The organism is Gordonia sp. X0973 (assembly GCF_013348785.1).
GTDB lineage: Bacteria > Actinomycetota > Actinomycetes > Mycobacteriales > Mycobacteriaceae > Gordonia.
Map to the genome: position 1 here is coordinate 2648287 of NZ_CP054691.1, position 18279 is coordinate 2666565.

Here is an 18279-nt window from a genome sequence, read left to right on the forward strand (position 1 = left end):
TACCCTAGGTGGTCATGGCCCCTCTAGCCACCGACCTCGCCATTGCCCTGGAACTGGCCGATGCCGCCGACGCGCTGACCATGCCGCGTTTCGGCGCCCTCGACCTCGCCGTGGACACCAAGCCCGACCTCACGCCGGTCTCCGACGCCGACCTGGCATGCGAGACGATGCTGCGCGAACGGATCGGCACCGCACTCCCCCACGACCGGATCCTCGGTGAGGAATTCGGCGGCGACGCGGTCGCCCGCGGCCGCCAATGGGTCATCGACCCCATCGACGGGACGAAGAACTTCGTCCGCGGCGTGCCGGTGTGGGCGACGCTCATCGCGCTCGTCGACGACGGTGTGCCCGCCGTCGGCGTCGTCTCCGCGCCGGCGCTGGGCCGACGCTGGTGGGCCAGCGCCGGCGCCGGGGCCTTCGCCACCGGCCCGGGCGCACCGGAGCCCCGTCGGATCGGCGTGTCGTCGGTGTCCGGGCTGGCCGACGCCAGTCTGGCCTTCTCGAGCCTGTCCGGTTGGGCCGAGCGCGGGTCGCGCGAATCATTCGTGGCGCTGACCGACGAGGTGTGGCGGGTACGCGGCTTCGGCGACTTCTGGAATTACTGCCTCGTCGCCGAGGGGGCGGTGGACATCGCCGCCGAACCAGAGGTCTCCCTGTGGGACCTGGCCGCCGTCGACATCCTGGTGCGCGAGGCGGGCGGGCGGTTCACCAATCTCGACGGTGAGCCCGGACCGCGGGGCGGCAGCGCCGTCGCCACCAACGGAGCACTGCACGACGAGGTGCTGGCGCGCCTGCGCTGAATGCCCTCCGGCATAACGCAGGTAGTGCCACAGTGGATCGGTGAGGTGGCTCGCTGTCGGTTCGGTATTCCTCGTCGCCCTCGCGCTGGCCGTCCTCGGCTGGCTGTCGGGGGGTTGGGTGTGGTGGGTCGTGGCCGCGGTCGCGACGGCCCTGGGTTCCGTCGGCGTCTACGACCTGGTGCAACGCGCCCATTCGGTGACGCGCAACTATCCGATCCTCGGTCATGCCCGTTTCCTGATGGAAGAGATCAGACCGGAGATCAGGCAATACTTCATCGAGTCCAACACCGAGGGCCGGCCATTCGACCGCGAGCTGCGCGACCTGGTCTACGACCGCGCGAAGGGCAACCACGGCGAGGAGCCCTTCGGCACCCAGCGCGACGTCGACGCCGTCGGCTACGAATTCGTCGTCCACTCGATGCGCGCGAAACCGAAACCCGACGGGCCGCAGCCGAAGGTCCGCCTCGGCGGACCGGAGTGCACCAAGCCGTATGACATCGCGCTGCTGAACGTATCGGCGATGAGTTTCGGCTCCCTCTCCGGCAACGCGATCGAAGCGCTCAACGGCGGCGCCGCGCGGGGCGGGTTCGCCCACGACACCGGCGAGGGGTCGATCAGCGTCCACCACCGCAAGTACGGCGGCGACCTCATCATGGAGGTCGCGTCGGGCTACTTCGGCTGCCGCACCGACGACGGGCGTTTCGATCCGGAGAAGTTCGCGCAGCGGGCCACGCTCGATCAGGTCAAGGCCGTCAACATCAAGCTCTCGCAGGGGGCCAAGCCGGGGCTCGGCGGACTCCTGCCCGGGTCGAAGGTGACCCCCGAGGTCGCCGCGGCGCGCGGGGTCCCGGTCGGGGCGACGGTCGTCTCGCCGCCGTCGCACAACGCCTTTCACACCCCGATCGGGCTCATGGAGTTCATCGCGGAGCTACGGGAACTCTCCGGCGGCAAGCCCGTCGGATTCAAGCTCTGCGTCGGGTCGCGGCGCGAGTTCCTGGCGCTGTGCAAGGCGATGCTGGCCACCGACATCACACCGGACTTCATCATCGTCGACGGCTCCGAGGGCGGCACGGGCGCCGGACCGGTCGAGTTCGAGGACCACGTCGGCATGCCCCTGACCGAAGGGCTGATGTTCGTCCACAACGCGCTGGTCGGCGTCGGGCTGCGGGAGCAGATCAAGATTGGCGCCAGCGGCAAGGTCGCGACGGGCATCGACATCGTCAAACGCGTCTGCCAGGGAGCGGACTTCACGTTGGCGGCCCGCGCGATGATGTTCGCGGTCGGGTGCATCCAGGCGCAGAAGTGCCACACCAACACCTGCCCGGTGGGCGTCGCGACGCAGGATCCGGCCCGGGCGCGGGCGCTGGTCGTCGAGGACAAGATCACCCGCGTCTACCAGTACCAGGACCGGACGGTGAACTCCGCGCTGCAGCTCGTCTCGTCGATGGGCTTGGACTCCTTCGAGGAACTGACTCCCCGCCGACTGTTCCGCCGGGTGGACCCGCAGATCACGATGAACTACTACGAGTTGTTCGAGTGGCTCGAGCACCGCCAACTGCTCACGCGGGTGCCGGACGGGTGGCACCGCAACTGGGTCACCGCGTCGGCCGAGACATTCGACGCGGTGGAGGTGGCCGATCTGATCGAGCCGCTCGAGGCGGCACGGGAACTGGACCTCGACGACTAGGGACTCGACGACAACGTGAGGTCGACGTGCGCGCCGACGGTCGCGTCCAACGCGTCCATGCACAACCGATGACATTGCGCCCGACTCATGCGCCCGTCCACCAGGGCGGCGAGGGCGGTGGACCGGACGAAGGAGATCCAGCCCTCGAACGCGACCTCCGCATACCGACGCGCCGCTCCGCGCGCCTGGGCGGCATCGAGGATCACGGTGCACAGGACGGCGAAGTCCCGGTCGATCGGCCCCCGCACCGCGGGGTCGGCCGAAATCGAACTGCGATTGGCGACGATGACGAGCGGGATATTCGCCTCGTAGAAGTCGAAGAAGGCCGCGAGTGCCTGGTCGATGCCGTCGCGCACGGAGGCCGGCGGTCGCGGCGCCACAGACGCGGCGATGGCCGCATGCGCCCGGTGCCAGATCGCTCCGAAGAACTCGGCCTTCGTCGGGAAGTAGTGGTACAGCAGTCGGCGGGTCACCCCGGCCTCGACGGCCACGTCCTCCATCGACACGTCTTCCACCGATCGTTGCGCGAAGACGCGAGCGCCGACGTCGAGGAGGGTTTCCCGACGCTGCGCTGGCGACATTCGCTGACGACCCGGCACGCCCCCATCGTAGGAGGGCTTGACCAGAGGTCCACGGGGACTCACACTGGTCACTATTACACATATGAGAAATAGGAGGAGCGATGCGTAAGGCGTTCGAGATCTGGCTCATCGTCTTCGGGCTCGCGTGCGCGGGCATCGGCGCGGCCCACCTCTTCGGGGGGCAGGCGACATATATCGGCGGCGGCACGGTCAACGCCACCATGGACTCCGACCTGCGGTTCTACAGCCTGCTGTTCCTCGCTTACGGCCTGGCGTTCGTCTGGGCCGCGCGCGACATCGACCGCCGTGCGACGGTCATCAACCTGCTGGGCGCGCTGTTCTTCCTCGGCGGCCTGACGCGCCTGCTGGCCTGGGCGGCGAGCGGTGCGCCGACCTGGTTCTACATCGTGATGATCCCCGTCGAACTCATCGTTCCGCTCGTCAACTACTGGGCACTGCGCGCGATCACCCGCCGCGAGGCGCCCGAGAGCACACCCGGCTAGAAGTCGGCCGACTCCCCCGGCCCGACGACGGTGAACTCGGTGCCCGCCTTGCGCATCTCGCTCAGGCGCGCGTTGTGGATCGCGGCACCGGCCGCCGAGAGCACGCCCTGGTGGACCGGGAACGCCTTCGCTGGCTCGACTCCGCGCAGGTAGTCGACCGATTCGGAAAGCTTCATCCACGGCGCGGCGGCCGGCAGTGCTAGGACCTCCACCGCGACGAAGGGGATGTAGAGGGAGTCGCCCGGGTGCAGCAGCATTCCCGGCCGGTCGTCGGTGCCGATCAGATAGGCGATGTTGTCGATCACCGGCAGCTCGGGGTGGATCACCGCGTGCCGTCCGCCGGTGGCACGGACGGTCAGTTCGCCGATCGGGAAGCGCTGCCCGACGTGGGCGTCGCGCCATTGCCCGTTGGCCGGGCCGGCGTTGAGCTGCGCCGTCGTGGCCGGATCGGCCCAGCGTTGGGCGTCGGGATTGGCGGCGACGAGGGCGGGCAGCCGCGCGACGTCGCAATGGTCGGGGTGCTGATGTGTGATCAGGATGGCGTCGAGCCCGGTGAGCGCCTCGAAGCCCGACGAGAGGGTGCCGGGGTCGAACAGGATCTTCGTGCCGTCGACGTCGGCGAGGAAGCAGGAGTGACCGAAACTGGTGATCCGCATGGATCCATCATGCAACGCCGCCCGCCCGGGCGCGCCGTTGTCAGGGCGGGGTGCGAGAGTAGACGCGACCCCGCCGACCGGAAGGACCCCACCCATGCCACCGCGCAGCCGCCAGGCAGCCGACTCGTTGACCCCCGAAGACCTGGCGGCACTCGCCGCCGCGGTCGCCGACGGCAAACGGGCGACCGTCTACCTGCGCGATGCGATCCCCGGTCTGCGACTGGCGGCCGGTTCCCCGGCGAAGGTCGTCTCGATCGACGGCTCGACGGTGACCGTCCGCCCGAGCGGCGTCGACGACGAACTCCCCTACGAGGCCGAGGAACTCCGGCTGACCAAGGCCGCACCGGCGAAGGCGGGGAAGTCCACGAAGGCCGCCGCTCCCAAACCCGTCGCCACCAAGCCCGCCCCGGCGCCGCCTCGGGCCGTTCCCGCGCCCGCTCCTGCTCCGCGGAAGTCCGCCGCGAAGCCGAAGTCGGTGACCGTGACGATTTTCGGGTCCACCGACAACGAGTGGTCGGTATCGGTGACCGCGGGCGGTCGCAAACCCAACCAGTCGCGCGGCGTCACCCCGGCGGCGGCGGAGAACGCGTTGCGCGAACTCGGCGACGACGCCGCCCTACGGGCGGCCGAATCGGTCCTGCGGGCCGCGCGGGAGGAGGCCGAGCGCAAGGTCGAGGAACTCAGCCGCGAACTCGCGGCGGCGAAGCAGACGCTGGCCGCCCTGTCCGGCGAGGACGCCGACGACTAGGAGCGGCTAGGCGACCGGGGGGAACCAGCCGAGTCCGGCCCCCGCGGAGACCATCCGCACGACGCCGTAGACCAGCCACAGGCCCACCACGGTCAGCCCGACCTTGCCGAACACGAGGTCGCCCCACTGCGAGATCGCTCTGGTCTTCCCGGTCAGCAGCACCCACAGCGCCAGCGCGACGGATGCGACGATGACCGCGAAGAAGAACGGTCCCATCAGGTTGTAGCCGAAGGCCTTCGAGACGTCGCCGTGGGCGAGCATGACGAAGCTGCGCGTCAGCCCGCATCCCGGGCAGGGCAATCCGGTGAAGTGGCGGAAGAGGCAGGTCACCGGACCGGAGGTGACCCTCGACGTCGACCAGGCACCCGCGACGCAGAGCACGGCGGCTCCCCCGGCCGCGACCGTGAGGGCGGGCAGCCTCCGGCCGACCGGGCCGCGGTCGACGAGGGGCGCCGGCGGCGGTCCCGATTCGACGATGGGGCTGGTCATGGAGACAGCGTACCGCCGGGTGTCGACAACACTCCTTACTGTGGAGTAAGGTCTGTTCTTACTAGCGAGTAAGAAGCTTGCTAAGCGGTACCCCGCCGATCATCGGCGAGACCGTTTCACAGTTCCACTCCATCGAGACAGGTAGCAGCGTTTCATGACCACCACTGAACCCCGCGACACCTCCGCCGTCGGCAAATCCGGGAGCAAGACCTCCCCCATCGGCTACGCCATGCGCGCACTGTTCGCGGTCACCGGCTCGGACTTCGCCAACCGCTTCGGTCTCCGCGAGCCGCTCAACCGCGTCGCCTACCAGGGCACCAAGACCGGCTTCCAGACGCTCGGCGCCGCGAACCGCGCCTTCACCAAGGCCACCGGCGACGGCAAGCCCAAGCGCCCGGCCACGTCGAACAAGGGTCTGTTCAACCTGAACCCCGACGACGAGCAGCAGATGATCGCCGAGACGGTGAAGGACTTCGCCACCGAGATCCTGCGCCCGGCCGCCTACGAGGCCGACAAGAACGCGCAGGCTCCGGCCGAGATCCTCGAGCGCTCTGCCGAGCTGGGCATCACCATGATCAACGTCCCCGAGGAGTTCGACGGCGCCGCCGCCGAGCGCGGGGTGGTGACCAACGCCCTGGTCGCCGAGGCGATGGCCTACGGCGACATGGGCCTGGCCGTCCCGCTGCTCGCGCCGAGCGGTGTCGCGTCGACGCTGACCAACTTCGGCACCGATGCGCAGCAGGCCACCTACCTGCCGGATTTCGCCGGTGAGAACGTTCCGCAGTCGGCGGTGGTCATCGCCGAGCCGAAGCCGCTGTTCGACGCCTTCAACCTGACGACCAAGGCCACCCGCGTGCCGAGCGGCTACCGCCTCAACGGCGTGAAGTCGTTCGTCCCGGCTGCCGGCTCGTCGGAGCTGTTCCTCGTCGGCGCCGAACTCGACGGGCGCCCGGCGCTGTTCATCGTCGAATCCGATTCCACCGGCCTGATCGTCGAGGCCGACCCGGGTATGGGCCTGCGCGCCGCCGGGATGGGCCGCCTGCTCCTGCAGGACGTCGCCGTGCCGGAGACCGCCCTGGTCGGCGGCCTCGACGGTGACGAGGCCTTCGCCGCCTACCGCGACGTCGTGCGCCTCTCGCGCCTGGGCTGGGCGGCACTGGCCGCCGGCACCGGCCGGGCCGTCCTCGACTACGTGGTGCCCTACGTCAACGAGCGCGAGGCCTTCGGCGAGCCGATCTCCAACCGCCAGGGCGTGGCCTTCATCGTCGCCACCATGGCCACCGAGCTCGACGGCCTGCGCCTGGTCACGCTGCGCGGCGCCTCGCGCGCCGAGCAGGGCCTCTCGTTCGCCCGCGAATCGGCACTGGCCCGCAAGCTGACCATCGACAAGGGCCTGCAGATCGGCCTCGACGGCATCCAGCTGCTCGGCGGCCACGGCTTCACCAAGGAGCACCCGGTGGAGCGCTGGTACCGCGACCTGCGCGGTGCGGGCATCGGCGAGGGGATCGTCGTCCTCTAGGGGCGGCGAGACGAAGGAGAGCTACCGACATGGCTATCAACCTCGAACTCCCCAAGAAGTTCGCCGCGAACATCGACCAGGCGCGCCAGGCCGCGCATGAAGTGTTCCGCCCCATCTCGCGCAAATACGACCTCGCCGAGCACACCTACCCCGTCGAACTCGACACGCTTGCCGCGCTGTACGACGGCCTCGCCGCCGCCGGTGCGGCCGGTGCCGGTGCCGCCGGTGGCCGTGGTGACGAGGTCAAGGAGCGCCCGGAGGGCGTCGTCGTCAACGGCGGCAACATGCAGTCGATCATCAACTCGATGGAGGCCTCCTACGGCGACGTCGGCCTCATGCTGACCATGCCGTACCAGGGTCTGGGCAACGCCGCGATCGCCGCGGTCGCCACCGACGAGCAGCTCGAATCCTTCGGCAAGGTGTGGGCCGCGATGGCCATCACCGAGCCGAGCTTCGGCTCCGACTCGGCGGCCGTGACCGCGACCGCGGTGCGCGACGGCGACGAGTACGTCCTCAACGGCGAGAAGATCTTCGTGACGGCCGGTTCGCGCGCCACCCACATCGTCGTGTGGGCGTCGGTGGACCGCAGCCTCGGGCGCGCGGCGATCAAGTCCTTCGTCGTTCCGCGCGAGCACCCGGGCGTCACCATCGTCCGCCTCGAGGAGAAGCTCGGCATCCGCGCGTCGGATACCGCGGTGATCCGTTTCGAGGACTGCCGCATCCCGGCCGCCAACCTGCTGGGCTCCCCCGAGGTCGACGTGAAGAAGGGCTTCGGCGGGGTCATGCAGACCTTCGACAACACCCGCCCGATGGTGGCCGCGATGGCCGTCGGCGTGGCGCGGGCGTCGTTGGAGGAGCTGCGGAAGATCCTGGAGGACAACGGGATCGAGATCGACTACGACCGTCCTGCGATCGACCAGCACGCCGCCGCGGCCGAGTTCATCCGACTCGAGTCGGACTTCGAATCGTCGTACCTGCTGACGATGCGCGCCGGCTGGATGGCCGACAACAAGGAGCCGAACTCGCTCGAGGCGTCGATGTCGAAGGCCAAGGCGGGTCGCACCGTCAACGACGTGACCAATCGTGCCGTCGAGCTGGCGTCGACGTTCGGCTACTCGGAGCGGACGCTGCTGGAGAAGTGGGCTCGCGACGCGAAGATCCTCGACATCTTCGAGGGCACGCAGCAGATCCAGCAGCTGATCATCTCCCGCCGCGTGCTGGACAAGAGCAGTGCCGAACTGAAGTGAGCTAACCGGAAACGGTTTCACTGAGGGGTCGAAGAGGGGCCGGGAGATCAGATCTCCCGGCCCCTCGTCGTTCCCGAACTTGCTTACCCGACCGCTACGCGGGCGCGCCCGGGGCAGGTGCACCCGGAGCGGGGGTCGGCTGGCCCGGGGCGGGCGTGGGCTGACCCGGGGTCAGACGAGGCGTCCGCATCCACGGCGGCGTGCCGTTGTCGCCGCGCGGACCGTAGTAGCCGCCCGACCCGTCGTCGCCGTAGCCGCGCGGGCCGCCGTATTGGCCCCATCCATCGTCGCCGCGGCGCGGGCCCCAGCGATCGCCGTGCCGGTCGCCGTACCAATCGCGGTCGCGGTCATCCCAGCGCTTGTGGTGCTCGTGGCTCGAGCCGCGGTCGCTGTCGTTGTCGCCGCAGAGGTAACCGAGCGCGAAGCCGGCACCCAATCCGATCACCCCTGTGAGCAGCGAGACCCCGATGACCGTCGTCCACACGTGGTCGCGCCACCAGGAGCCCTTCGGCTCGTGAGCCGCCACCGGGGGCGGCGGCTGGTGACCCGCTAGTGGGGCGGTCGGCGGGGCGGGGATCCCCGCAGTCGTCGCAGCCGACTCGGCGGCCTGCGGTGCGGACTCAGCAGCTGCGTCGGCGTTGCCGTCCGCAGTCTCATCGGGCTTGTCAGTCATGCACCTGTCCTCTCAGTCTGAAGTGCGATTTCCACAATGCCCGCAAAGTCGTAGTCGTGCCATAAATCCACATCGAGAACTCAGGGTTGCACAGGGTCCACTAATCTTTGGCCATGCCGACAGACACCCCGCCAACCGTGACCGCTCAGACGTCGGTCGCCGCCTCGCCCGACGTCGTGTACGCGCTGCTGGCCGATCTCCCGACGCTCGCCGAGCTGGGCGACGAGATCGCCGAGATGCGCTGGACCAAGGGGGATGCCGCCCGCGTCGGCGCCGTCTTCCGCGGGCGCAACCGCAACGGGTGGCACCGGTGGAGCACCACGTGCACGATCACCGACGCGACCGCCGGCCATGTGCTCGCCTGGGATGTCGCCAGTCTCGGGCAGCCGATCGCCCACTGGCGCTACGACATCACGCCCGCCGACGACGGCTGCCTCGTCGTCGAAAGCATGTGGGATCGGCACTCTGAGCTGCTGAAACGCACCGCGCACCTCCTCACCGGCATCCGCGACCGGGAGGGCGCCAACGCCGAGCACATGCGTGCCACCCTCGACCGGCTGAAAGCGCGCGCCGAGGCCCGGTGAGGCGTGTGACACCCCTCACCGGAAACCGATTTGCACTGCCGCGCGACTCGCCGGTAACGTTGTGTTCACCGACGCGGGGTGGAGCAGCTCGGTAGCTCGCTGGGCTCATAACCCAGAGGTCGCAGGTTCAAATCCTGTCCCCGCTACGACGATTCAGCCCTGACCAGCAAGAACGCCGGTCAGGGCTGAGTCATTTCTTGGACCTGTTTAGCTGAATTCCCCGTTTAATCATCACTTTTCGCCGTGGCGAAAGCCTGGAGCTTAGCCCTGTTGTCCGGCGTGACCGTCGTCTTTGCGACGTAGTGCCGCGCCGTCACATCGGTCCCGGCGTGGCCGAGCTGGGCGGCCGACTCACTCATGTCGTCGGACGCGAGCAGGGTCGCCACAGCCTTGCGGAAGCTCTTGGGAACGACACCCTCCCAGCCGTGGCGCTCGCGCGCCGCGCGCCATTGGTCGCGGAAGTTCGTCGGGTCCCGCAAGGACCCGACCGAGCTGGCGAAAACCACGTCGTCGACGGTCGGCCCAGCGTTGACCTTCCGCGCGAGCAGCACGTCGACCGCGAACTGTGGCAGTTGCAGGCGCCGCCGCGACGCCGAGGTCTTGGGATGGGTCTGCCGGACGAGGCCCTCGCCCTTCTTGCGGATGATCGTCCCGGTGATCGTCACCGTAGGTACCTCTGCACCGAGGTCGAGGTCGGCCCATTGGATCGCGAGTAGCTCACCGAGGCGGACGCCGGTCGCGGCGAGCACGTCGACCGCGTCGGCGAGGTCCTGGCGCACGGCGACCTTGTCGGCCCGCAAGGTGGCGCGAAGCTCGAACACCTCGTCGACCGTGAGCGCCACGACCTCGTCGGCCTTCTTGGCCTCGACCTTGACACCCGTCATCGGGTCCGAGGTGATCGCACCGAGGCGGAAGGCGGTCCGCATCATCCCGGCCAAGTTGGCGCGGACGAGCTTCGCCGTAGGCTTGCCGACCGCCTTCTCAATTCCGTCGAGGTGGCCCTGAAGGCGTCCCGGCGTCACCTCTCGCAAGCGAACCGACCCCAGTCCCCTAAACGTCTCGTCGCCGACGACATAGCGCTCGGTCACCTCGCGGTAGCGCCGACGAGTGTTGTAGCTCTTATCGCTCTCGTCGAGCTTCCCGAGGTAGTACTCCGCAAGGACTGACATCACGGTCTCGCCGTCGATCGCGCTCGCTGTCGTCTGCCCTCCCCAGTCGCGGCCCTTGAGCTTCTCCTGAAGGTTGGTCTCCGCGTCCTGGCGCGAGGTGCCGATCACGCGGACCTGCCGAACGACACCGTCGAGGTCTCGCACCCGGCATCCGGCGATCCCGCCATTCTTGGTCGCCTTGCTCGCGATCCGCCCATGGTCGCCGATCTTCAGCGGTGGCCGCCCTCTACTCATTTCCTCGCTCCTCGTCGTCGTTGCATCCACGCCTCGTTGCCCTCGTCGGACTCGTATCGATTCCCGAGCGCACCGCCGACCTTCTGCTCCACCCCATCAAGTCGTCGCTCGATGCCCTCTAGAGCCTCTTGCTTGAATGGCACCGGCGAGCGGCCAACAGCCCTCATTGCAGATCGCGCCTCCTGCCGCGCCGTCTCATACTTCGACCAAGCCGCGAGCAGCGCGTCCGCTTCACGGCCCATCGCAACTACGGACGCCTCTGCGAGGGCAAGGTCCGTGTCCTTGTCGACATCGTCGAACGGCAAAAGCTCAAGCACGCTCACGCCGAGCACCTGAGCAAACGCGGGCAGCTCCTCGACCTTGAGGGCTCGTTCGCCGGCCTCGATCCTGACGATGGTCTTCGCCTCGATACCCATGTCGGCACGTTCTTTGAGTTCATCGGCAAAAGCGTTGCGACTCAAAGACTTTCGCTCGCGAGCCTCGCGCACCTTTCGGCCGATCTCTCGGTTCATGTCCCACATGGTGACCATAGTACCCCAAAAGTGGGCATTGGAACTATCCCTCTTAGTGGGTACTGCTTGAAGGGTAAGGCAATTCATCCCCAACTGAGAGGAACGAAACATGTTGGACGACGACGAGGTTCTGGTCGCCAAACAGGCGGCCAAGATACTCGGCACGACCGAGCAGGCGCTCGCTCATGACCGTTCGCGCGGCATCGGGATTCCCTACGTCCGGGTGGGCCGCCGTATCCGCTATTTGCGTAGCGACGTGGTCGGCGCACTCGAAGCTGGCCGGGTCGTCCCCGGCGAGACCAAGACCGAGGTGGGTGCGGCATGAGTTCCCGCTTCGATCCCATCCGCGCCGAAGTCGTCACGCTTGGCGAGGACGAGGGTGCTCCTCGTGCCGCCGTTGCGATCCACACCGCTGGTGCGGTCGACACCGAGGGTTGCGTCGACATGACGCCCTCTGACGCGCTGGCGCTGGCCGAGCGCATCCGTATCGCCGCCCTCGGCGCCCTCGATGAGGAGCGGTCATGGTGATCAACACGCCTTCCGTGAGCCCCTTCCGCAACGATCGCGGCGAGTGGGTGGTCGGCATCGACTTTCACGACGGGAAGCTTGCCGCCTTCGAACTGCCTATCGACATGGCGGCCGACTTGGCCGAGAGCATCCGTGACAGCGTCGAGCTGGCGCGGAAGCGGGGGCGCACCAATGACTGACAACACGATGCCCGAAGGCCGCCGCCTGGTCCTGGAGCGCTTGCACCGCCAGGCGAGCGGTGGGCATTCGCTGCGCATCGACGCCGAGCTTCGCCTCGACGACCAGGGGCATGAGCGCGTGCTCGGTCTGCTCGCGGGGTACATCGCGTGCCCGTTCCCCGACGCGCCGGTCAGCGCTGACGCCTTCGATCACTTCGACACGACGGTCGACGCGGTTCGCCTGATCGGCCGGTATTGGGGCCTGAGCGACCAGGAGCTTGCGATCGCGGTCGCCGGGTACTCCGGTGGCCAGATCACCGGGCTCGGTCTCAGTGCCGCGCTGAACAACTTGTGCGCGAGCTATCTGGTCGCGGTCGGCCGTGACGAGGTTCATCCCCGCGCGATCACGGCCGTGTTGGCCCTCGCCACCGAGGGGGCGCAGGCAGCTTGAAAGCAATTCCCTTGAAAGACAACGCAACCCGGCGCACTAGCTCGACGCGCCGGGTTCGTTGTGTCCTCTGTCAGGAGGTGATCGCCACCGCCTAGAAGCGTTCAGGTCGTTCTTCAGGGGAGCCCGACCCAAACCAGCCCCCGGACGTGAAACAACCGCTGAAGCCAAAGCGTCCTAGAGCTTCTGCCCTTGTCGTGCATGGCCCGCCGACCAGGGCAATACCAGGATTCTACCGCCGTCCGGCTCATAGGACGAGTGGCTAGGAGCGCTGGCCCGGGAACGGATACGGGGCGAAATTCCGGGATTCCTTTATGGGTTGGAGGCCACACGAACGCAAGCGATCGAACGATTGGAGGAGGTGCAAGGGTGATCGACCTCAACGACTACAACAACTGCCCGGACACGATGAGCATCCGGCAGTACGTCTACCTCTTGCGGACCTCTCCCGAGGTCCTCATGCAGGAGGTCACCGGCTGGCCCGCGACCCGTCGCCGTCGACATGGCGGCGGGCTCCTGCCTCGTGGTGTCGGACTCGACGCGAAGTGGAAGGACCGCTGTCGCCTGTGCAACACCGAGGTGCGCAAGGGTGACCGCATCGCCTACGGTACCGAAGGGTTGGCGCATGTCTTGTGCCACCTCGCCCGCAAGGCACAGCAGCGCGTCGAGGCCCAGGCCGCAGCGGCGAAGACCGAGCACCGTCGCAAGCGCGACGCCAAGTTCGCCCGTCGTCGTCGGTCAGGTGTCGCATGAGGATCGCCCCGCGCGGATCGCACCGCGTCCGGCCGTCTGTCAGGGCGACGAAGAACGAGAGGTTCCCGATCGTCCTCGCCCTCGTCGGCATCGACTTCAGCATGACCGAGGAACAGGCCGTGAAGCTCGCGACCGACCTCGCCGACGCCGTCGAGCAGCACCGGGGGAAGTCATGACTCTGCCTCGTCCGTGCGCCCGATGTGGCGAGCCCGTCGCGTCCGGTTCGTACTGCGAGGAGCATCGGCCGGCCAAGCGCGCGAAGCCGCAGCGCCCGAGCCGTGAGCGTGGGTACGACGCCGCGTGGTTCCGGCTGTCCCGGCGTGCTCGCAAGCTTCAGCCGTGGTGCAGCGATTGCGGCACCGAGGAGGACCTGACCGCCGACCACTTGCCGAGCGCATGGGAGCGCAAGGCGAAGGGCCTGCCGCTCCGCTTGTCCGATGTCGAAGTGACCTGTCGAGCATGTAACTCGCGCCGAGGAGCTGCGCGTGGTCCTCGCTCGCGAGACTCTCGCGGTGGTCGTCCCGGTGGAACAACCACCGTCCGTCCCGCTAGCAACTCGCTAAGCAAGTCGCTAGCAAGTGCTAGGACCTCGCTCGACCCCAGGGGGGATACCCCAGACGAAGGGTCTCCCGGCCCCGGCGGGAAGCCGCGATCAGCGTTACTCATCGCCGAATATGACGCCGTCAGGGGGACGCGATGAGGTCAGGGAGTCCGTCGAGTCACTTTCATGTCGTCGCGGAACGGAAAGGACGGGGGAAGCGCCGGGTCGACGTTAGAGTCGCTCCCGTCGTCCTCGACAAACGTTCCCAAGTAGCGAAATCCGGTCCACCATTCGTCCAGTTCGCCGTCTTTCCGCGACGCGGGGAGGCGTTCGATCTGCTCCACCCTGAGCCAGAGTTTGCCGGTCTCAGGACTAGCAATGATGTCACCGACGCGAACCTCGTCGGTGCTGACATGTTCGGTTCCCATGCGGGGAGCTTGCCATGAAAGCAGGGCCCAAGGCTCGCACTCTCGACAAGCCGCTCCCGTTCCGTCCGACGGTCACCGGCTCGGCCGCCTTCGAGAAGTTCGCCGCGAAGTTCATTCGGGTTCCGAAGGGGACGAACGCGCGGTCGCCGCTGAAGCTTCGCCAGTGGCAGCGCGAGCTGATCGCGTCGATCGAGGACGCCCAGCCCCAGCCCCGCACGGCCGGTTGGATGCTCCCGCGCGGCCAGGGCAAGAGCACGTTGATCGCCGCCTATGGCTTGTTCCGTTTCTTCACCGACGGCGACGGGGCGATGGTCGTCGTGGTCGCGGTCGACGAGCGTCAGGCCGGGATTGTGTTCGGTATCGCGCGGCGCATGGTCGAGCTCGACGAGGAGCTGAGCAAGCGGGTTCAGGTGTTCAAGGACCGGCTCTATTGGCCCGCCTACGACGCCACGTTCGCCTGCCTGCCCGCCGAGCCGAAGCGCCTGGAGGGCCTCGACTACACGCTGGCGATCCTCGACGAGGCGGGGGTCGCGAGCCGCGAATCCTATGAGACCCTCACCCTGGCCCAGGGCAAGCGCGAGCGGTCGACCGTCGTCGCGATCGGCACGCCGGGACCCTCGATGGACTCGCCCCTAATGGACCTACGCGCCGCCGCGATCGCCAACCCCGGCGACACCTCGCTCGTGTGGATCGAGCACTCGGCGGCCGGGTTCGAGGATCACCCCGTCGACTGTGAGCACTGTTGGTCCCTGGCGAATCCGGCGCTCGGCGACTTCCTTCACGCCGACGCGATGACCGCGCTCCTGCCGCCCAAGACTCGCGAAGCGGTGTTTCGCCGCGCCCGCCTCTGCCAGCTCGCTGTCGACCGCGAGGCCGAGTTCATCCCGGCGAGCGTGTGGGCCGCGCTCGGCACCGGGGAGACGATCCCCGAGCGCGCCGAGGTCGTCCTGGCCCTCGACGGTTCGTTCTCCGACGACACCACGGCCTTGCTCCTGGCGACGGTCTCGACGACGCCGCACTTCGAGCCGCTGGCCGTGTGGGAGAAGCCCGCCGACGATCCCGACTGGCGCGTGCCGGTAGACGAGGTCGAGCAGGCGATCCGCGAAGCCTGCCAGCGCTACCGCGTGATCGAGGTGATCGCCGACCCGTTCCGGTGGACCCGCTCGCTTCAGCTCCTCGCCGACGAGGGCCTCCCGGTCTACGAGTTCCCGCACAGCGCGCCACGCCTGACGGCCGCGACGACCGATGTCTATTCCGCCGCCACGAACGGAAAGTTCTCCCACTCAGGAGATCCCAGGTTCGCCGAGCACATCGCGAACGCGATCGTCTCCGACGACGCCCGAGGTATCCGACTGACCAAGCGCTCACGGTCCCGCAACGCCGGGAAGATCGACCTCGCCGCGTGCTTGGTCATGGCCCACAGCCGCGCCACCTGGCGCGCAATCAATCGGCGCAAGCGCCGGAGAGTGATCAGCTACTAATGACGATCAACGACACGATTCAGCCCCTGACGACCAAGCTCGACACGACGGCCCCGAAGTTGGCCGCCCTCGATCGGTATTGGACCGGCACCCAGCCCGCCGCCTTCTTGTCGACGAAGTCTCGCGAGGCCCTCGACGGCCGCCTGACGACGCTCTCGGTCAACTTCCCGCGCATGACCGTTCGCTCGCGTTCAGAGCGCTTGGAGGTCAACGGCTTTCGCACCTCACCCGACGGCGACCCCGACCCTGACCTGTGGCGCATCTGGACGCGCAACGGACTGGAATCGGCCGCCGACGCCGCCCACGTCGACGCCCTGCTCTACGGCCGCAGCTTCGCGGTCGTGTGGGCCGACTCGGCCGGTAACCCGACGATCAGCATCGAATCCGCCCACCAGCTCGCCGTCGAATTCGACCCGCTCACCCGCGAGGTGCTGCGCGCATTCAAGCGCTGGGTCGACCCGAACGCCAAGCGCGGTTATGCGGTCCTCTACGAACGCGAGGCGATCACCAAGCTCACCGCCGACGCCCGCACCGGAGACCCGGCCGCCCTGTCGGCGACCGCCTGGAGCGCGACCGAGATCATCCCCAACCCGCTCGGCATCGTGCCGGTGGTCCCGATCGTCAACCGTGGCCGCCTCCTGGAGCTGGACGGCACGAGCGAGGCCGACGACGTGCTCGGCCTCACCGACGCCCTGGCCAAGCTCCTCGCCGACGCGATGACGACGAGCGAGTTCTACGCCCGCCCCCGCCGTTGGGTCACCGGCCTGGAGATCGTCGAGGAGCCCCGCCTCGACGACGCGGGTAACCCGGTCCTCGACGAGCACGGCGAGCCGATCGTCGATGTCCTGGAGCCCTTCAGCAACGAAATGAACCGCATGATGCACGCCGAGGACCCCGACACGCGGTTCGGTCAGTTCGACGCCGCCCGCCTCGACGGCTACGGCGACATGATCGCCACGATCACCAACCAGGTCGGCGCACTGTCGGGCCTGCCGCCCCACTACTTGGGTCTTGCTGGCGACCAGCCCGCCAGCGCCGAGGCCCTCCGCGCCTCCGAGGCGAGTCTCGTGTCGCGGTGCTACGACCTCCAGCAGCAGTTCGGCCGGGCCTGGTCTCAGGTCATGGCCCTGGCAATCGCGGTCCGCGACGGGGTCGACCCGCGCACCCTGGACATCTCGACGATGTGGGCCTCGCCCGAGACCCGCACCCCGGCCGAGGCCGCCGACGCCGCCGCGAAGCTGACCGCGATCGGGGTCCCGCTCACCGTCGCCGCCGACGTGGTGCTCGGCTGGACGCCCGAGCAGATCGCCCGATTGCGCACCGCGACCCGCCTCCAGAGCCTCGACACCGCGCCGCTCACCCTGGCCCCGCAGGAGCCCGCAGCATGACCTACGACGACGAGCTGACCGAGGTAGCCGACCAGAGCAGCGCCGACGCGCTCGCGATCCTGGCCGTCTACCTCGCCGCCACCGAGACCAGCCCGAGCACCTCCGAGACCGCCGCCGCGATCGCCTTCAGCGTCGCGCTCCACAACGCCACCGCCGTGAAGCTGGCCGACTTGCACCTGGCCGACCTGCTCACCGTTTCGGCCGGCCGATCAGTCTTGCCGCTCGGCCTGGCCCCGTCCGAAGGTGACATTCCTAGGCTGACGGCCGCCGTCGAGACCATCCTCGCCGAGGACTCGGCCCTCGCTCGCGAGCCCGAGCCCGCAATCGCCGCAGCTCCCGAGGTCGCGCCGGGAAATGTTGCGCCGCAACACGAGCGCAACAGCCTCCAGAGAGTCGACCGGCTGGCACGGTCTGAGCCCCTGGAAGCCGCCTCGCACGCTGAAGGGCAAGCGGTGGCCCTGAGCGACCTCGTCGTCGCCTGGACCCGCGTGCTGAGCCCTGGAGCGTGCACCAAGTGCGTCGCGTGGGCCGAGGGCGGCCGAGAGTTCCCCAAGAAGGCCGCATTCAAGCGGCACCACGGATGCACCTGCACCCGTGGACCTATCACGAAGGAGGATCGCCTTGCCGAACGAAACTGACCCCGAGGTCGACATCATCGAGGAGGTCGACGAGGACGCCACCGAGACCACCGACGAGGAGGTCGACGAGCCCACCGAGGAGGTGCGCGAGTTCTCCGAGGACTACGTCCGGTCGCTGCGCAAGGAGAACGCCCGGTATCGCCAGCGCGCCAAGGAAGCCGACACGCTCGCCGAGCGCCTGCACGTCGAGTTGGTCCGCGCGACCGGCCGTCTGGCCGATCCCGGCGACCTCGCGTTCGCCCCCGAACACCTCGACGACCCCGAGAAGCTCACCGCCGCCCTCGACGCGCTTCTGGAGGCCAAGCCCCACTTCGCCGCCCGCAAGGTCGCTGGCGACATCGGCCAGGGCGCGACCAGCACGCCCGAGCCGACCAGCCTGTCGGCGATGCTGCGCGCCCGCGTCTAGGAATCGTCGCGCCGGTTCGGTAGAATCGAAAGTGCGTTCGGGTTGCTCCGAATTGGGTGTTGGCCCCCGAACGCACTCGCCCCGGCTCGCGACCCTGATGGTCCGAGC

At 68.5% G+C, this 18279-nt stretch carries 24 protein-coding genes and 1 tRNA gene; 18 read left to right on the top strand and 7 right to left on the bottom strand.

Features of this window, described 5'->3' with window-relative positions; all coding sequences use genetic code 11:
• The first annotated feature begins 14 nt into the window (after positions 1 to 14).
• Both hisN and HUN08_RS13130 read left to right on the top strand, forming a co-directional pair.
• Positions 15 to 800 (top strand): histidinol-phosphatase, encoded by a 786-nt coding sequence (gene hisN / locus HUN08_RS13125; RefSeq protein WP_124246881.1) that lies wholly within the window; start codon positions 15 to 17, stop codon positions 798 to 800.
• 40 nt (positions 801 to 840) lie between these two features.
• Entirely contained in the window at positions 841 to 2487 is a 1647-nt protein-coding gene (locus tag HUN08_RS13130; RefSeq protein ID WP_124246880.1) for an FMN-binding glutamate synthase family protein, read from the top strand.
• Here HUN08_RS13130 and HUN08_RS13135 read toward each other — a convergent pair.
• A complete protein-coding gene (locus tag HUN08_RS13135; protein WP_301546733.1) occupies positions 2484 to 3086 on the bottom strand; it encodes a TetR/AcrR family transcriptional regulator in 603 nt (200 codons plus the stop codon). The two genes, HUN08_RS13130 and HUN08_RS13135, sit on opposite strands and share 4 nt — an antisense overlap.
• Before the next feature lie 83 nt (positions 3087 to 3169).
• Between HUN08_RS13135 and HUN08_RS13140 the strand changes: the two genes are divergently transcribed.
• Positions 3170 to 3571, top strand: a complete 402-nt coding sequence (locus tag HUN08_RS13140) for a DUF4345 domain-containing protein (RefSeq protein WP_124246879.1) — start codon at positions 3170 to 3172, stop codon at positions 3569 to 3571.
• On the opposite strand, the gene HUN08_RS13145 is transcribed toward HUN08_RS13140, so the two are convergent.
• The gene (locus HUN08_RS13145; RefSeq protein ID WP_124246878.1) at positions 3568 to 4227 is read right to left on the bottom strand and encodes an MBL fold metallo-hydrolase; all 660 of its coding nucleotides are present in this window, start codon (positions 4225 to 4227) and stop codon (positions 3568 to 3570) included. The genes HUN08_RS13140 and HUN08_RS13145 overlap by 4 nt on opposite strands.
• Positions 4228 to 4321: 94 nt before the next feature.
• Between HUN08_RS13145 and HUN08_RS13150 the strand changes: the two genes are divergently transcribed.
• On the top strand, positions 4322 to 4975 hold the full coding sequence (locus HUN08_RS13150) for a DUF6319 family protein (RefSeq protein ID WP_124246877.1): 654 nt from the start codon (positions 4322 to 4324) through the stop codon (positions 4973 to 4975).
• A gap of 6 nt (positions 4976 to 4981) precedes the next feature.
• Here HUN08_RS13150 and HUN08_RS13155 read toward each other — a convergent pair whose 3' ends face one another.
• Positions 4982 to 5464, bottom strand: coding sequence for a DUF2752 domain-containing protein (locus tag HUN08_RS13155; RefSeq protein WP_124246876.1), 483 nt, complete (start codon positions 5462 to 5464; stop codon positions 4982 to 4984).
• A 154-nt stretch (positions 5465 to 5618) separates the two neighbouring features.
• Here HUN08_RS13155 and HUN08_RS13160 point away from each other — a divergent pair, with 154 nt between their 5' ends.
• Positions 5619 to 6983, top strand: a complete 1365-nt coding sequence (locus HUN08_RS13160; protein WP_124246875.1) for an acyl-CoA dehydrogenase family protein — start codon at positions 5619 to 5621, stop codon at positions 6981 to 6983.
• Between the two features lie 29 nt (positions 6984 to 7012).
• A complete protein-coding gene (locus HUN08_RS13165; protein ID WP_124246874.1) occupies positions 7013 to 8230 on the top strand; it encodes an acyl-CoA dehydrogenase family protein in 1218 nt (405 codons plus the stop codon).
• A gap of 94 nt (positions 8231 to 8324) precedes the next feature.
• On the opposite strand, the gene HUN08_RS13170 is transcribed toward HUN08_RS13165, so the two are convergent.
• Positions 8325 to 8903 carry a hypothetical protein gene (locus tag HUN08_RS13170; protein ID WP_124246873.1) on the bottom strand — a complete coding sequence of 193 codons (579 nt, stop codon included), beginning with the start codon at positions 8901 to 8903 and terminating at the stop codon, positions 8325 to 8327.
• Positions 8904 to 9016: 113 nt separating this feature from the next.
• Between HUN08_RS13170 and HUN08_RS13175 the strand changes: the two genes are divergently transcribed.
• Both HUN08_RS13175 and HUN08_RS13180 read left to right on the top strand, forming a co-directional pair.
• Positions 9017 to 9487, top strand: coding sequence for an SRPBCC family protein (locus HUN08_RS13175; RefSeq protein ID WP_124246872.1), 471 nt, complete (start codon positions 9017 to 9019; stop codon positions 9485 to 9487).
• 72 nt (positions 9488 to 9559) lie between these two features.
• Positions 9560 to 9633 (top strand) — tRNA-Met (locus tag HUN08_RS13180).
• 78 nt (positions 9634 to 9711) lie between these two features.
• Here the strand turns inward: HUN08_RS13180 and HUN08_RS13185 are convergent.
• Together HUN08_RS13185 and HUN08_RS13190 are read right to left on the bottom strand one after the other, a co-directional pair.
• Positions 9712 to 10890 carry a site-specific integrase gene (locus tag HUN08_RS13185; protein WP_124246871.1) on the bottom strand — a complete coding sequence of 393 codons (1179 nt, stop codon included), beginning with the start codon at positions 10888 to 10890 and terminating at the stop codon, positions 9712 to 9714.
• A complete protein-coding gene (locus tag HUN08_RS13190) occupies positions 10887 to 11411 on the bottom strand; it encodes a helix-turn-helix transcriptional regulator (protein WP_165353386.1) in 525 nt (174 codons plus the stop codon). Before HUN08_RS13190 ends, HUN08_RS13185 begins: the two co-directional genes overlap by 4 nt.
• Positions 11412 to 11511: 100 nt before the next feature.
• Between HUN08_RS13190 and HUN08_RS13195 the strand changes: the two genes are divergently transcribed.
• The 6 genes from HUN08_RS13195 to HUN08_RS13220 all read left to right on the top strand — a co-directional run bounded on the left by HUN08_RS13195 (position 11512) and on the right by HUN08_RS13220 (position 13465).
• The gene (locus tag HUN08_RS13195; protein WP_124246869.1) at positions 11512 to 11727 is read left to right on the top strand and encodes a helix-turn-helix domain-containing protein; all 216 of its coding nucleotides are present in this window, start codon (positions 11512 to 11514) and stop codon (positions 11725 to 11727) included.
• On the top strand, positions 11724 to 11930 hold the full coding sequence (locus HUN08_RS13200; RefSeq protein WP_124246868.1) for a hypothetical protein: 207 nt from the start codon (positions 11724 to 11726) through the stop codon (positions 11928 to 11930). The genes HUN08_RS13195 and HUN08_RS13200 overlap by 4 nt, the downstream gene beginning before the upstream one ends.
• Positions 11924 to 12109 carry a hypothetical protein gene (locus tag HUN08_RS13205; RefSeq protein ID WP_124246867.1) on the top strand — a complete coding sequence of 62 codons (186 nt, stop codon included), beginning with the start codon at positions 11924 to 11926 and terminating at the stop codon, positions 12107 to 12109. The genes HUN08_RS13200 and HUN08_RS13205 overlap by 7 nt, the downstream gene beginning before the upstream one ends.
• Positions 12102 to 12539: a hypothetical protein gene (locus HUN08_RS13210; RefSeq protein WP_124246866.1), complete on the top strand. Its 438-nt coding sequence runs from the start codon at positions 12102 to 12104 to the stop codon at positions 12537 to 12539. The genes HUN08_RS13205 and HUN08_RS13210 overlap by 8 nt, the downstream gene beginning before the upstream one ends.
• A 366-nt stretch (positions 12540 to 12905) precedes the next feature.
• The gene (locus HUN08_RS13215; RefSeq protein ID WP_124246865.1) at positions 12906 to 13289 is read left to right on the top strand and encodes a hypothetical protein; all 384 of its coding nucleotides are present in this window, start codon (positions 12906 to 12908) and stop codon (positions 13287 to 13289) included.
• On the top strand, positions 13286 to 13465 hold the full coding sequence (locus HUN08_RS13220; protein ID WP_124246864.1) for a hypothetical protein: 180 nt from the start codon (positions 13286 to 13288) through the stop codon (positions 13463 to 13465). The genes HUN08_RS13215 and HUN08_RS13220 overlap by 4 nt, the downstream gene beginning before the upstream one ends.
• A gap of 526 nt (positions 13466 to 13991) precedes the next feature.
• Here HUN08_RS13220 and HUN08_RS13225 read toward each other — a convergent pair.
• Complete coding sequence (locus HUN08_RS13225; protein ID WP_124246863.1) at positions 13992 to 14258, bottom strand: hypothetical protein; 267 nt, start codon at positions 14256 to 14258, stop codon at positions 13992 to 13994.
• Between the two features lie 14 nt (positions 14259 to 14272).
• Here HUN08_RS13225 and HUN08_RS13230 point away from each other — a divergent pair, with 14 nt between their 5' ends.
• Genes HUN08_RS13230 through HUN08_RS13245 form a run of 4 tightly spaced genes read left to right on the top strand, consistent with a single transcriptional unit; the run spans position 14273 to position 18171 of the window.
• Positions 14273 to 15739: a terminase large subunit gene (locus HUN08_RS13230; protein WP_124246862.1), complete on the top strand. Its 1467-nt coding sequence runs from the start codon at positions 14273 to 14275 to the stop codon at positions 15737 to 15739.
• The gene (locus tag HUN08_RS13235) at positions 15739 to 17127 is read left to right on the top strand and encodes a phage portal protein (protein ID WP_124246861.1); all 1389 of its coding nucleotides are present in this window, start codon (positions 15739 to 15741) and stop codon (positions 17125 to 17127) included. The genes HUN08_RS13230 and HUN08_RS13235 overlap by 1 nt, the downstream gene beginning before the upstream one ends.
• A complete protein-coding gene (locus tag HUN08_RS13240) occupies positions 17124 to 17765 on the top strand; it encodes a hypothetical protein (protein ID WP_124246860.1) in 642 nt (213 codons plus the stop codon). The genes HUN08_RS13235 and HUN08_RS13240 overlap by 4 nt, the downstream gene beginning before the upstream one ends.
• On the top strand, positions 17749 to 18171 hold the full coding sequence (locus tag HUN08_RS13245; protein WP_124246859.1) for a hypothetical protein: 423 nt from the start codon (positions 17749 to 17751) through the stop codon (positions 18169 to 18171). Before HUN08_RS13240 ends, HUN08_RS13245 begins: the two co-directional genes overlap by 17 nt.
• Positions 18172 to 18279: the final 108 nt, after the last annotated feature.